The 13,006-nt window shown below is 67.4% G+C and carries 15 protein-coding genes and 2 tRNA genes; 8 read left to right on the top strand and 9 right to left on the bottom strand.

Annotation, left to right across the window (positions count from 1 at the left end):
- Positions 1-2,175: 2,175 nt before the first annotated feature.
- Positions 2,176-2,688 carry a hypothetical protein gene (locus VLJ82_RS02725; RefSeq protein ID WP_408661783.1) on the top strand — a complete coding sequence of 171 codons (513 nt, stop codon included), beginning with the start codon at positions 2,176-2,178 and terminating at the stop codon, positions 2,686-2,688.
- Positions 2,689-3,797: 1,109 nt separating this feature from the next.
- Here the strand turns inward: VLJ82_RS02725 and VLJ82_RS02720 are convergent.
- The 5 genes from VLJ82_RS02720 to VLJ82_RS02700 all read right to left on the bottom strand — a co-directional run bounded on the left by VLJ82_RS02720 (position 3,798) and on the right by VLJ82_RS02700 (position 7,815).
- Positions 3,798-3,874: transfer RNA gene (locus VLJ82_RS02720), tRNA-Ala, on the bottom strand.
- A gap of 105 nt (positions 3,875-3,979) precedes the next feature.
- The gene (locus tag VLJ82_RS02715; protein WP_408661782.1) at positions 3,980-4,720 is read right to left on the bottom strand and encodes a hypothetical protein; all 741 of its coding nucleotides are present in this window, start codon (positions 4,718-4,720) and stop codon (positions 3,980-3,982) included.
- A gap of 130 nt (positions 4,721-4,850) precedes the next feature.
- Positions 4,851-5,474: a GNAT family N-acetyltransferase gene (locus VLJ82_RS02710; RefSeq protein WP_408661871.1), complete on the bottom strand. Its 624-nt coding sequence runs from the start codon at positions 5,472-5,474 to the stop codon at positions 4,851-4,853.
- 1 nt (position 5,475) lies between these two features.
- Positions 5,476-6,813, bottom strand: a complete 1,338-nt coding sequence (glp, locus tag VLJ82_RS02705) for a gephyrin-like molybdotransferase Glp (RefSeq protein ID WP_408661781.1) — start codon at positions 6,811-6,813, stop codon at positions 5,476-5,478.
- Positions 6,814-6,897: 84 nt separating this feature from the next.
- Entirely contained in the window at positions 6,898-7,815 is a 918-nt protein-coding gene (locus VLJ82_RS02700; protein ID WP_408661780.1) for a UTP--glucose-1-phosphate uridylyltransferase, read from the bottom strand.
- A gap of 18 nt (positions 7,816-7,833) precedes the next feature.
- On the opposite strand from VLJ82_RS02700, the gene VLJ82_RS02695 reads away from it, so the two are divergent.
- The 4 genes from VLJ82_RS02695 to mscL all read left to right on the top strand — a co-directional run bounded on the left by VLJ82_RS02695 (position 7,834) and on the right by mscL (position 10,133).
- Positions 7,834-8,382 (top strand): 5-formyltetrahydrofolate cyclo-ligase, encoded by a 549-nt coding sequence (locus VLJ82_RS02695; protein ID WP_408661779.1) that lies wholly within the window; start codon positions 7,834-7,836, stop codon positions 8,380-8,382.
- A 121-nt stretch (positions 8,383-8,503) separates the two neighbouring features.
- The gene (locus VLJ82_RS02690; protein WP_408661778.1) at positions 8,504-8,857 is read left to right on the top strand and encodes an FmdB family zinc ribbon protein; all 354 of its coding nucleotides are present in this window, start codon (positions 8,504-8,506) and stop codon (positions 8,855-8,857) included.
- A gap of 116 nt (positions 8,858-8,973) precedes the next feature.
- Positions 8,974-9,639 carry a Flp pilus assembly protein CpaB gene (gene cpaB, locus VLJ82_RS02685; RefSeq protein ID WP_408661777.1) on the top strand — a complete coding sequence of 222 codons (666 nt, stop codon included), beginning with the start codon at positions 8,974-8,976 and terminating at the stop codon, positions 9,637-9,639.
- A gap of 56 nt (positions 9,640-9,695) precedes the next feature.
- Positions 9,696-10,133 carry a large conductance mechanosensitive channel protein MscL gene (mscL, locus tag VLJ82_RS02680; protein WP_408661776.1) on the top strand — a complete coding sequence of 146 codons (438 nt, stop codon included), beginning with the start codon at positions 9,696-9,698 and terminating at the stop codon, positions 10,131-10,133.
- Positions 10,134-10,147: 14 nt separating this feature from the next.
- On the opposite strand, the gene VLJ82_RS02675 is transcribed toward mscL, so the two are convergent.
- Entirely contained in the window at positions 10,148-10,363 is a 216-nt protein-coding gene (locus VLJ82_RS02675; protein ID WP_408661775.1) for a hypothetical protein, read from the bottom strand.
- A gap of 49 nt (positions 10,364-10,412) precedes the next feature.
- Here VLJ82_RS02675 and VLJ82_RS02670 point away from each other — a divergent pair, with 49 nt between their 5' ends.
- Positions 10,413-10,943: an Rv0909 family putative TA system antitoxin gene (locus VLJ82_RS02670; RefSeq protein ID WP_408661774.1), complete on the top strand. Its 531-nt coding sequence runs from the start codon at positions 10,413-10,415 to the stop codon at positions 10,941-10,943.
- Positions 10,943-11,185 carry a MoaD/ThiS family protein gene (locus VLJ82_RS02665; RefSeq protein WP_408661773.1) on the top strand — a complete coding sequence of 81 codons (243 nt, stop codon included), beginning with the start codon at positions 10,943-10,945 and terminating at the stop codon, positions 11,183-11,185. Before VLJ82_RS02670 ends, VLJ82_RS02665 begins: the two co-directional genes overlap by 1 nt.
- A 92-nt stretch (positions 11,186-11,277) precedes the next feature.
- Here VLJ82_RS02665 and VLJ82_RS02660 read toward each other — a convergent pair whose 3' ends face one another.
- Genes VLJ82_RS02660 through moaC form a run of 3 tightly spaced genes read right to left on the bottom strand, consistent with a single transcriptional unit; the run spans position 11,278 to position 12,664 of the window.
- Complete coding sequence (locus VLJ82_RS02660) at positions 11,278-11,697, bottom strand: molybdenum cofactor biosynthesis protein MoaE (RefSeq protein ID WP_408661772.1); 420 nt, start codon at positions 11,695-11,697, stop codon at positions 11,278-11,280.
- A complete protein-coding gene (locus VLJ82_RS02655) occupies positions 11,694-12,194 on the bottom strand; it encodes a MogA/MoaB family molybdenum cofactor biosynthesis protein (protein WP_408661771.1) in 501 nt (166 codons plus the stop codon). The genes VLJ82_RS02660 and VLJ82_RS02655 overlap by 4 nt, the downstream gene beginning before the upstream one ends.
- Positions 12,191-12,664, bottom strand: a complete 474-nt coding sequence (gene moaC / locus VLJ82_RS02650; protein WP_408661770.1) for a cyclic pyranopterin monophosphate synthase MoaC — start codon at positions 12,662-12,664, stop codon at positions 12,191-12,193. Before moaC ends, VLJ82_RS02655 begins: the two co-directional genes overlap by 4 nt.
- A gap of 119 nt (positions 12,665-12,783) precedes the next feature.
- Between moaC and VLJ82_RS02645 the strand changes: the two genes are divergently transcribed.
- A tRNA-Arg gene (locus VLJ82_RS02645) sits at positions 12,784-12,856 on the top strand.
- Positions 12,857-13,006 lie beyond the last annotated feature (150 nt).

The raw sequence follows: 13,006 nt of genomic DNA, 5'->3' as shown, positions 1-13,006 counted from the left end.
ACCAGTTAGCCGCCGACTTCGGCCTCAACCGTAATACTGTCAGCTCGATTCTGCGAAGAGGCGGGATCGAGGCCCGCCGTCGAGGTCTCTCGCCTGACGACATCGCGCAGGCAGGATCCTGTACCTAGCCGGCTGGTCGCTCAGCTGCGTTGGTGAGCAGCTTGGCTGCGCTGCTGAGACGGTGCGGCAGGCCTTGATCCAGTCAGGTGTGGAGTGTCGGAAACCGAATCGTATGGCCACGAGAAGGGTGTGAAAGGTCGCTACAGAGGCATACCTTCTGCTTCGTCCCGACCTTGGCTGTAGCCGTTGACCCATGCCACGCGCGCACCGCGTTTCAACATCTCCATCATCTGGACCTCGTCCAAATCAGTGGCTCTTGTAACACCTGCTTTGGTGCAGTAGGCCGCCATGTTGTCGATAGCGAGGCTAGTGATCAGCGCATCGTCAGGTTCAGGAATGCTTCATGAAACTGGAGCATACGGAACATCACCTGTGAACGAGGTGGTCGTCGATCTCGGATTGGGTCTAGGCAGGAGATCTAGGCAGCTGCCGCGCGGGCCGGTATGCCGGTGAAGTGTGCCCGCGGCGTGCATGATCTCTACATGACATGGGAGGTAGGAGCGGCGTGGACTGGAATTGTAGTCGCGATCGTATTTGGCGTGGCCAACCTGTACCGCTCAAAGGCAACGAGGCAAGCAGCCGCCAGGGCCATGGAACGCTCAGAAGAAGCGCTCACCGCTTACAGGAGTATGGCGCAGTCACTTGATGCGATCGCCGAAAGCTTCCGAAGCCATCCGATCCAGGGCCCTCAAGGTCCGCAAGGCATTCCCGGGAACCAAGGCCCGCAGGGCTACCAAGGTGCTCGAGGGGCGGAAGTAGCTGGGACGCGGCCTCCTGCCTGGAACATCGAGTACCGAACAGGCCAGACCTATGCACTGCGCAATGTCGGCGCGGGCCCATCAACTCGCGTCATGATAGACGCCGGGTCCAGTATCGCTCGGAACCTCCCCGAACCGCCAGGCGTCACGCTTGAACCAGGCCAGGCTCACACATTCATGCTCATCGGCGCCATGGGTGCGCCGCTTCCCACGGATGTCATCGTTACCTCTGCGGAACTCGGATCGCAGCATGTTCCCGTTCCCGGCAACCTGGCCTGAGCTGGCTGGCCTTCTGAAGAGCTGGCACGAGCGACAGGTCTAGACCCAGCTCACGGTGCTGAGGTGGGCCTGCCGATCATTTCCTACCCATGCGGGTGCCAAGATCCAAGCAAGCTGTACCGCCGACTCGGGCATCAACCACAACACTGTTAGCTCAATCTTCCGGCGAAACGGGGCCGAGCCCAGCTCCCAAGATCTCCGGTAGACGCCTCATCAGTTTAACGCGGTGGAGACTTGAAAGCCGTCACGCGGGCGCCTGAGCATCCTTCTAACCTCACGTCAAGCCTACATCGGGCCCTCGATGTAGTGCGCCACCAGGAGGCAGGCTGGCCGGAGACCACACTTCACAGCCACGGGACGCCCCGAGATGAAGCCGTTCACCCCGGCATCCGGCAGACCCAGCATCATTTTTCTCCCTCCGAAGCTGGCGCATTGGTCTCGGCATACCAAGCCGGCCGATCGGTTGCCGCACTAAGCCGAGAGTTCAAGATCAACAAGAGCAGGGTTCAGGCTCATCTTGTGCGGGCCAACGTCCCGCTGCGCCCGCAGAAAGTCCTGACACCTGACCAGGCCGCGGAAGGTCGTAAGTCTCTACTTAGCTGGCGAGACCCTTAAGCAGCTCGGGTCCAAGTTTGGCGTCGGCCACACACCGCCCGGAACCACCTGCTCCGAGCTGGCGTGGAGCTACGAGCCGCCAAGCGGCGACCCTTGTTAGGCAGAGGGCGTCCGGATTGATGGCCGCAGTGTTTGGAGTAAGCGTGTCGTTGTGACCAGGAAAGCAGTCGATGGTTACGAGGCGAGCGAGTGTCCACGGGCCACGGCAATCCCGTGCCTCCACGTTGATGACACTCATGCATGACGGATCCTGCGTTGCGACGGCTCGGGCCATAGGACCGATGAGTTCGTTTTGATAAAACTGCCCCGGGCTGCCCTTGATCTACTACTGTACGGCGGCAGCGCGCAGCTAAGGACTAAGCCCGTGATGCGCCGTACCACTCAAAGAGACCTAAGGAGCTTCATGTCCTCACCTGGGACGCCGGCATCAGAACGCCGATGGCGCCGTTGGGAAGTTATCGCAGCCATTGTGGCTGCGGTGACCGCATTAATAGGCCTCGGTTTCCTCAGCTATCAATCACAACAGTCTGCGCAAGCATTAAATGCATCCAAACATACGGAGCAGGTCCAGTATAATCTTCAGATTATGGAGCGGACGGACGATACACTGCTTGCGATTTCTCGTGATAAGTCGTGCGTCACATACGTGTGGGGTCCGAAGCTTGCAGTTCGCCCTAAAGAAGGTTCAACGGCTATGGAGTGCGGTGATGCGCTTATCGACGAATTGTCAATGGCGATGAAGGCACTTTACTGCCTGCCTGGTTTTTCGTCGAACGGCAACGACTGGACTGAGTATGTGAAGTTTCAATTGAAGAATAGCCCCAACTTGGTTCGGCGGATTCGTGACAAACCCGATTGGTGGCCCGAGGTAGCGCCCTTCGCCGGGGTGCAGCAGCCCAAGACAGACTGCGGATGATCTAGTGGCCCTGAGTCAGATCGGGCCGATCAGCCCGTGGGCGAGGGCACGACATACCGCTCACCGATCGGCCGTGTCGACCTCAGACCGTTGCCAATAGACGGCTGCCGCATTTGCAGCAGCACCTTACTGAAGGCGGAATAGCGAGAGCTTCCGAGGAGGGCCCATTGTATGTCGAACTCAGTCTCAATCCAGCGTATTTGGCGTGGCTTCAAACGAGTGGTTCGCAAATTCTGGCATTGGTTAAAGGAGTCCTCAGAACGCATCACCGCCATTGTGGCAGTGATTGGCATCTTTCTTGTGGTCTACCAACTTCACCAATCGAGCCGTAGTGCTCACGATACGGCCAAAACGGGCACGGTCCAATTCAGTCTGCAGGTCATGCAACAGCTTGATGAAGTGCTGCAAACGATTGCTGATGATCGCAGTTGCTACAACTACATATGGGCACCGCCGACATCAAGTCCGCCTACACCGGGTTCGAAGGGCCATGCAGTGCGGCGATTCCCTACTCGATGTGTTATCCGTCGCTATAAAGGCAGTCAAGTGTCTGCCAGGTTTCGCTAGTAACGAGCACGATTGGGACAATTACGTGCAGTATCAATTTGATCATAGTCCCAACTTAGGAAAGCGTGTAGCGGCGGAACCTTGGTGGCCGGAACTTAACCGTTTCGTGCCCATCCAGGGCGGGGGCGCTGCCTGCTAGTACATCGCGCTGGCGACATAACCAAGGAAACTGTGGTTCTAGCCAGCCACTTGTGAAGGACACCGAAGCAGCCTCGATGCCGTCCACGCCGACCATGCGGGCCTGGTCCGCGCCGCCACCGACCTTGTCGCGCACTGCGGCCAGGCCTACGCCCACAGCGACGACCCGACCCGCCGGCTCTACAACCAAGCCTGGTTCGAGGGCCTCTACCTCGACATCCATGATCACCAGATCTCGGTAGACCGCACGGCCCGGACCGACCTCATCGAGGCCATCCAAACCGCCATGATCACCGAGCGGTCGGAAGCCGGCGCGCGATCAGATCGAGCTGCCACGGGCGAGGACAGAGAGGGCGGCACCTACCGCGTTCTTTCCCATGTGAAGGGTTCGAACGTCGCCTGTTTGGTGGAGCTGAGGGGATTCGAACCCCTGGCCCCCTCGATGCGAACGAGGTGCGCTACCGGACTGCGCCACAGCCCCCAACCAGTCCCGAAGATTACCAGCCCGCCGGTCCGGCCAACCAACCGGCCGCGACGACCCGGGTAGCCGCCGTCGCACCACCCGGCGCGAGAACCGACGGCGCCGTCACACCGCCCGGCGCATGGACCGCTCGTCGAACTCCTCCTCGACATACAGCCCGGTCAGGTCGATCGTGTCGGCGATCCCCTGTAGCTCCACGTCATCGTCGTCGATCCCCACGGCGTCGCTGGGCTCGACGCGAAAGGGAAACTGCTCGGTCGCGTCATACCCCCTCGGCCTCGCCACCTCGGACCGCTGCTGGCGCTGCTGCCGCCGGTCCCGGTCGCGCAGCGCTTGGTTGCGCAGGAAGAACAGGTAACCGCCCAGCGAGGCCAGGGACAGCAGGCCAACCGTCCAGGCCAGCATTCCGCCGGCGGCCACCCCCCACAGCAGTCCGAGCACGGTTCCGGCGATGAGGATGGCCAGCGACCGCCGTCTGCGGGCCATCATCTGACGGCGAGCGTCGGACATGTCGGCCTTGGCGATCTGGTCGGGGTACATGACTGCCTCCATGGCGGCGGGCACCGGCCGGCGTCCCGCGGGTGGAACCTGTGGCAGCCGCGGCGGGCCACCAGGAATAAAGACTTGAGCGTGACTGGCGGGCCGGCGGTCGGCGGCCGGCACGGCGTCGGTGACCGCATCGCGGCTGGACAGCGCCCGCATGGCCCCGCCGAATCGGGCAACCGACCGTTCGCCCGCCCGGTCGTCCTTGCGCTTGAGAACCATCGGCACCGCGACGATCAGCCAGAGGACGGCGAGTACCAGCACCGTCATCGTCGGCGAAACCATCGTCAGCTCTCCCGTCACACCTGTCACACGCTGCAGTCAAAGTTAGGGTGCCGATTCGTCCGGAGACCGCAGGCGCGCCGGGTGTCAAGGTCAAGTGCCGCTTTACAGTTCGACCGAGTAACAGGAAGAAGAGCGGTGGGTTTCGGGCTCAACCGGGCGGCACGGGCAGGGCACTCAGCCGGGACAGCACCGTGCCGGACAGGATCTCCTCGGTGGTGATCGCATAGGACAGGTGGTCCCGCCAGCCACCGTCGATGTCGAGGAACCGCTCGTGATAGCCCTCCTGGCGCAGGCCGAGCTTCTCCACCACCCGGATGCTGGCCTGGTTCTCCGGCCTGATGTTCACCTCCACCCGGTGCAGCCGGGCCTCGGTCAGGCAGTGGTCGATGGCCAGCGCCAGCGCGGTCGGCGTGATGCCGCGACCCGCCACCGCCGAGTCGATCCAGTACCCGACGCTGGCCGAACGCAGCGCCCCGCGCACCACGTTGGACACGTTCAGCTGGCCGACCAACCGGTCGCCGTAGACCATCCCGAACGGCAGCATGGCGCCGAGCCGGGCAGCCGAGCGCAGCCGCGACAGCGTCCGGTGGTACTCGAAGACCGAATTGCGGGTCTGCCAGGACTGGTTCGAAGTCGGTTCCCACCGCGCCAACCACTCGGCGTTGGCCAGCCTGCTGCGGCTCCAGGCACCCGCGTCGCGGCGGAGCAGCGGCCGCAGCATCACCGGCCCGGCCACCAGCACGGCAGGCCAGCCAGGATGCAGCTGCGACATCTCAGCGCTGGGCAAGCATCAGCGGCTGGACGGTCACCCGCGAACCCGGCACCACCTCGGTGGTGTCCTCGTCCAGCACGATCAGGCAGTTGGACGCGGCCAGCGCCGCCACCAGGTGCGAGCCGTTGCCGCCGACCAGCGACACCGAGTACCGGCCGTCCGACTCGCGGTGCAGCAACCCGCGACGGTACTGCCGCCTGCCGACGGGGCTGTCCATCCGCTCCAGCGCCATCGCCTGGACGGTCTGCCGGTGCACGTTGCGCTTGCCCAGCAGCTTGCGGATCGCCGGCCGGACGAACACCTCGAAGGACACCAGCGACGACACCGGGTTGCCCGGCAGGCAGAAGATCGGGGTGCGCTCCCGGCCGAGCGTGCCGAAGCCCTGCGGCGATCCGGGCTGCATGGCGACGTTGGTGAACTCCACGGTCCCGAGCTGGCTGAGCGCCTCCTTGACCACGTCGGAGCTGCCCATGCTGACGCCGCCCGACGTGATGATCAGGTCGGCGCGCAGCAGCTGGGAGTCCAGCACATCCAGCAGCCGGGCATGGTCGTCGGGGATGATGCCGACCCGGTAGGCGTCGGCGCCGGCGTCCCGGGCGGCGGCCGCCAGCATGTAGGAGTTGGAGTCCGACACCTCGCCGAAGCCGGCCTGCTTGCCCACGTCGACCAGTTCCGAACCGGTCGAGATCACCACCACCCGGGGCCGCGGCTGCACCATCACCCGGTCGTGCCCGACCGCGGCCAGCAGGGCGATCTGCTGCGGCCCCAGGGTCGCGCCGGGAGCCAGCGCCAGCGCGCCGGCGGCGAGGTCCTCGCCAGCCCGCCGGACGCACTCGCCGGTACGTACCGGACGGTGGATCTGCACCCTCGCTACGCCGCGGTCGGTGTGCTCGAGCGGGATCACGGCGTCCGCACCCGGCGGGATCGGCGCACCGGTCATGATCCGCATGGCCAGGCCCGGCCCCATACCGGACACCGAGCGAGCCCCGGCCAGCACGTCGCCGACCACCGGCAGCGCCACCGGATTCGTCTCGTTGGCCTGCCGCAAGTCCACCGCCCGGACCGCGTAGCCGTCCATCGCGGCGTTGTCGAAGCCCGGCAGCGGGGCGTCGGCATGCACCTCTTCGGCCAGCATCAGCCCCTGGGCGTCCAGCAGTGCCAGCTGGATCGGGTCGATCGAGCCGATGGTGCTGAGCACCTTGGCCAGTTGCTCGGCGACCGGGCGCAGCGCAACCCGGCCTCGGCCGGCAGCCTGCTCACGCGCGGCGCCGGGCTCGGCAGCGTCCGCCGGCACCACCGGGATCGTGTCGGTGGGCCAGTCGCTGCTGCTCTCGCTCACTTAGGGTGCGCTCCTCCGGCTCGGGCGGCGGCTCGGGCGGCCGGCATGTGCCGGCGCGGTTGCCATCCAGGCTGCCAACTGCGGCTACTCCAGGGTGCGGACGAACTCGGTCAACCAGGCGGAGAAGTCCGCGCCCAGTTCCGGATGCTCACATGCCAACCGCACCACCGCGCGCAGGTAGTCCTGCCGGTCACCGGTGTCGTACCGGCGGCCGGAGAACACCACTCCGTGTATCGGCACCCCATCCTGCCCCAACACCCGCATCGCGTCGGTCAGCTCCAACTCGCCACGCGCACCCAATTCGGTGCGGCGCAGTGCGTCGAAGATCTGCGGCGGCAGCACGTAGCGGCCGATCACCGCGAGGTTGGACAGCGCCTCCTCCGGCTTCGGCTTCTCGATCAGGGTCTCGATCGCGATCACCCCGTCGACCACCTCGCCGGCCGGCTTGATGCTGCCGTACAGCGAGATCGCCGCCCCCTCGACCTCGATCAACCCGACCAGGATGCCACCCTTGTCGGCCTGCACCTCCAGCATCCGGGCCAGCAGCACGTCCCGCTCGTCGATGATGTCGTCGCCGAGCAGCACCGCGAACGGCTCGTCGCCCACGAACGCCTCGGCGTAGCTGACCGCATCTCCCAGGCCGCGCGCCTCGCGCTGGCGGGTGTAGTGCATCCGGGCCAGCTCGTTGGACCGGCGCACCCTGGTGAGCCGGCGCTTGTCGCCCTTGCGCTCCAGGGCCTCCTCGAGCTCGGGAGCGGCGTCGAAGTGGCCCTCGATGGCGTCCTTGCCCCGGCCGGTGATGACCAGGACGTCGGACAGGCCCACCCGGGCGGCCTCGGCGACGATGTACTCCAGCGCCGGGACGTCCACCACCGGCAGCAGTTCCTTGGGCACCACCTTGGTGGCCGGGGCGAACCGGGTACCCAGGCCGGCGGCCGGAATGACCGCCTTGCGGGCGCGGGACACGGCGGCGGCGGGGGGCGCCTGCTCTGCGGACGTCATACCCGCGAGACTAGTCAGGTGACCGACAAGACTGCGCTGCGCGCGTCCGTGGCGGCTGCCCGGGCGGCCCGGACCGAGCAGCAACGCGCCCGGGACCGGGCCGCGATCCGCGCGCACGTGCTCGCCGGCTGCCGGGCCGGCCGGGTGCCGCCTGGCAGCCTGATCGCTGCCTACCAGCCGTTGCGCACCGAACCCGGCTCGACCGAACTGCTGGCCGGACTGGCCTCCGACGGGCACCGGGTGATCGTGCCGGTCACGCTGCCCGACCGGGACCTGGACTGGGCCGCCTGGCCGCCGGCCGATCCGGTGCCCCGGCTCGGGGTGGCCGCGATCGCGGCGGCCGCGCTGGTGCTGGTGCCGGCGTTCGCGGTGGATCCGGCAGGCCACCGGCTGGGACGAGGCGGCGGCTCCTACGACCGGGCCCTGGCGCGGGTGCCGGCCGGTACGCCGGTTGCGGCGCTGCTCTTCAGCGACGAACTGCTGCCCGAGGTGCCGGTGGACAGCTGGGACCTGCCGGTCAGCTCGGTGGTGACACCGGACGGCTGGCGTGATCTGACCGATAGCTGAGCAGCTGGAGCACGACCCGGGTGGACGCAGGAACACTCCATGCCGCACCATTGTTGGCAGTCGTAAGGCGAGAGTGCTAACTCGCCACCCAGCGCAGGATGCGAAGAGGAGCCTGACCCCGATGCCGACGTACCAGTACGCCTGTACCAGCACCGACTGCGGCCTGCGTTTCGAGCGGGTCCAGGCATTCACCGACCCGGCGATCAGCGAGTGCCCGGAATGCAACGAGCGGGTGCGCAAGGTGTATGGCTCGGTGGGTGTGGTGTTCAAGGGTTCGGGTTTCTATCGCACCGACAGCCGGGAGAAGACCGGAGCCGGCGCGAAGTCCGACGGCTCCGCCAAGAGCGGCGACGCCGGCAAGGGTTCGGACGCGGCCAAGAGCGCTGACGCAGGCAAGGCGAGCTCCTCAGGATCGTCGGGTTCGGGCGAGTCCGGCTCGGCGGCCAAGGCTCCGGCCGCGGCGACCGCCAGCTGACCACGAAGTTTGGCAGCGGTCCAGGCGGTTCCGCCTGGTTGTGGACAGCCGGAAAGTTGTCCACAGATCGGTCGGCTGACCGTTTGACGTGAGCCGGGCGGTCCAGGCTCTCGTTCATGGTGATCTCTCGACTGCGTTGGTCCGGCCGGCTCTCGACCCTGGCCGGTTGGCCACGCCGCACAGCCGCCCTGCTGTGCCTGGCGCTGGCGGTGCTGTCCGCCTTCGCCGGGCACGGCAGCCCCGCCCCGGAACACCGCTCGACGGTCGTCGTGGCGATGCGGGCGCTGCAGCCGGGCACCGTGCTGGCTGCCGCCGACCTGGCAACGGCTCGCTGGCCGGACGGGCTGGTGCCGGGCAGCGCGGTCCGCGAGCTGTCCTCCGCCGTCGGCCATACCGTGGCTGCCGCCATGACCAGGGGCGAGCCGCTCACCGTAGCCCGGTTGCTCGACACCGGCATGTCGGCTGCCTTGGAGCCCGGCCAGGTGGCCCTGACGATCAGCCTCGCGGGTGGCAACCAGGCGGCGATCCTGCAGGCCGGCGCCCTGGTCGACGTCTATGCCGCGGGCTCCGACGCCGGTTACGTCTCGGGCAGCCCGCTGCCTTCGAGCACTGGTCGCCGGTTGGGCACGAGCCTCAGGGTGCTGGCCGTCCTGCCGGCCGCGAACGACCCGCCCGGCAGTGCCGGACCGAGCCTGGTGCTTGCCGTCGATCGGAGCACCGCTGCCCGGCTTGCCGACGCGCCGGCGGGACAGTTCCTGGCTAGTCTGGTGCCTCCGTCATGAGGGCCGCGGATGCGACGAACAGCGGCGTCCTGCGACCTCCCAGTGGAGGGTGGAACATGTTCAAAGGCTTCCGGGACTTCGTGCTGCGCGGCAACATCGTCGACCTGGCGATCGCCGTCGTGATCGGCACCGCGTTCACCGCCGTGGTCAACACAGTGGTTTCCTCGATCATCCAGCCCATTCTCAACGCGCTGCCGGGCCTGTCGGTGAACGGGCTCAGCTACACCATCCGCGGCGGGGCACTGGCCGCCAAGACCACCATCAACTTCTCGGCCATCATCAGCGCGATCATCACGTTCCTGCTCACCGCCGCTGTCGTCTACTTCGCCTTCGTGGTGCCGATGACCAGGATCCAGCAATTGCGGGCCAGCGGGCTGACCCCCGAGCCGGAGGCGGTCTCCGAAGACGTCCTGCTGCTGCGCCAGATTCGGGACGCCCTCGGTGCCCGGCCGGAAGGCACCGCGGGCCCCACGCCGCAGCATCCGCAGCTCTGAGGAACCTGCCGGGCTCAGCCGTGGTGCGGCGGCCGCTCGGCTAGATACCAGTCGTCGCCGTACTGGTCCGGACGGTCGCCCCAGCCGAGTTCGGCCTCGTCACTGGAGCGCTGTGGCAGCAGATCCTCCCCCGCCTGGCGTCGAGGGCCGGCGGAAGGCGATGATGGAGGTTCCAGTGTTTCGCTGTCAGAGGGTTCGGGGGGTTGCTGACTGTGCTGGGATTCGGTCACCCCGCCAGTGTGCGCGCCCTGTCCTGAACACCACGAGGAGGCCATAGCGATGTTGGAGAAGTTGAAGAAGATCGCAGATCAGGCGAAGGAAAAGGCTGGCCCGCTGGCCGAGCAGGCCAAGGAACGAGCCACCGTGCTGGCCGCCGAGGCCAAGGAGAAGGCCGGCCCGCTGGCCGAGCAGGCCAAGGAACGAGCCACCGAGCTGGCCAGCAAGGCCGCACCCGCCGTCGCCCAGGGCATCGACAAGGCAGCCGACAGCCTCGACAAGGCGACCAAGGGCCGCTACAGCGGGCAGATCGACAAGGTGCAGGGCGTCGTGCACGACACCGCGCAGAAGGTGGGCGACAAGGCCGGCGGAGCCGGCGCTGCGGGGGCGGCCGGCGCGGCGGCTGCAGGCGGCGCTGCGGCCACAGACCTCGGGGAACCGGACGCCGTACTGGTCGAGCCGGTGTCACCAGTGGTCATTCCGGCCGAACCGGTCGAGGTCCCACCGCCGGCTGCGACGCCGACCCTGGAGACCGATCCCGGCCTGACCTCCCCGAGCGCGAACCCGGACGTCCACAAGGACGAGCAGAGCTGATGCCGTCCCAGGTCACTGTCCGGTACTGGGCAGGAGCCCGCCGGGCAGCCGGCCTGGCATCAGAGGTCCTGACCGCCGACACCCTCGCCGACCTGCTCGGCCAGCTCCGGGCCCGCCCGGGGCTGGCCGAGGTCGTCGGGGCCAGTTCCGTGCTGGTCGACGAGGTCAAGCCCAGCCGGGAGGACCATCCGCTGACCGCTGGCGCGGTGGTGGACATCCTGCCGCCGTTCGCCGGCGGCTGAAAATCACCCCGCCGCCGTTCGCCGGCGGCTGAGAACTACTCCGCCCGCCATCGCACGCGCTGAAACCGACGGTGGCTGGGCGTCCGGCGGAACTAGGGGCAGTTGACCCATTCGTCGGTGCCGTCGGTGAACACCTGCCGCTTCCAGATCGGCAGCCGGGCCTTCACCTCATCGACCAATCGCTGACAGCTGTCGAACGCCTGCTTGCGGTGCGCCGCAGTGACCGACGCAACCAGCGCCACGTCGCCGATGGCGAGCATGCCGATCCGGTGGCTGACCGCCACCGCGAGCACCGCCGGGTCGGCCGCGATCTCCTCCGCGACCTCGCGCAGGATCCCCGCCGCGCTGGGGTGCGAGGTGTATTCGAGCTCCACCACCGTCCGGCCGTGGTCGTGGTCGCGCACCACCCCGCAGAAGCTCACATCAGCCCCCGCCGCGGCATCTCGGGTAGCGGCCGAGTGGGCGGCCACGTCCAGCGGCGTCTCGCTGACCTCGGCGATCCGGACCTTCATACGCCACCACCGGGGCGGTGATCGCCACCGCTCACCTGATCCAGCAGGTGGCCCACCAGCGGCTGCAGCACCGCCAGCCCGTCCCGGACACCGCCCGGTGAGCCCGGCAGCGTCACCACCAGCGCGTCCCCGATCAGCCCGGCCACCCCGCGGGACAGCACCGCGGTCGGCACCGCCTCGGCATTGGCCAGCCGCAGCCGCTCGGCGATGCCCGGGATCGACCGCTCGATCATCGGAGCGACCGCCTCCGGCGTCACATCGGTCGGGCTCAGCCCGGTGCCACCGGTGGTCAGCACCAGCCGGGCACCGTCGGTCAGCACCTGCCGCACCGCCTTCTGGATCAGCGCCACGTCGTCGGGCACCACCAGCTTGGCCAGCACGTCATAGCCCCAGTCGCGCAGCGTGTCGGCCAGCAGCCGCCCGGAATCGTCCGGGCGCTCGCCGGCCGCCGACCGGTTCGAGCAGGTGATCACCGCCGCCGAGGTCGAGCCGGTCATGAGCCGTCCCGTTCCCAGTCCCCACGCCGCCCGCCGGACTTGCGTTCCAGCCGGATGTCGGTCAGCACCGCCGACCGGTCGACGGCTTTCACCATGTCGTACAAGGCCAAACCGGCTGCGGCTACCGAGGTGAGCGCCTCCATCTCGACCCCGGTGCGGTCGGCGGTCCGGACCGTCGCGGTGATCGTCACGCAGTTCGTGCCGAGCTCCAACTCCACCGTCACACCGTGGATCGCCACCGGGTGGCACAGCGGGATCAACTCCGGTGTCCGCTTGGCCGCCGCGATCCCGGCGATCCGGGCCACCGCCAGCGCGTCGCCCTTGGGCAGGCCGTCGGCGCGCAGCAGCCCGATCACCTCGGCGGTGGTCCGGAACACCCCGGACGCCCGCGCCTCCCGGACGCTGACCTGCTTGTCCGTGACGTCCACCATCCGGGCAGCGCCGCTAGCATCGACATGGGTCAGTTCCACGCTGCCAGCCTAACCACGTACCCGCACTCCAGCACTTGCCCTGTGCTCGGCCGGGCACGACCGGTCCGGTGCCCTAGACTGCGAGGCAGGCCGACCGTACGCCTGGCGTCACGGTTCTCGCCCTCGTAGCTCAGGGGATAGAGCGCCGGACTCCTAAGCCGGGCGTCGCAGGTTCGAATCCTGCCGGGGGCACATCTGGGCTGTGTGCCTTCGGTTGATGGTTCCCATTCGGCCTTCGGGTGATGGGTGTCGGTGTTTCGGTTGATGGGTTACGCCTACTTCGGTTGATTGGTGACACTCCTGGGTTCATGCGGGAGTTGTCTGTGGCTGAGCAGCGGTATG

This window comes from Jatrophihabitans sp. (assembly GCF_035474675.1).
Classification (GTDB): Bacteria; Actinomycetota; Actinomycetes; order Mycobacteriales; family Jatrophihabitantaceae; genus Jatrophihabitans_A.
Note: the sequence above shows the minus strand (reverse complement) of the source record. Positions and strands in the feature narration are given on the sequence as shown.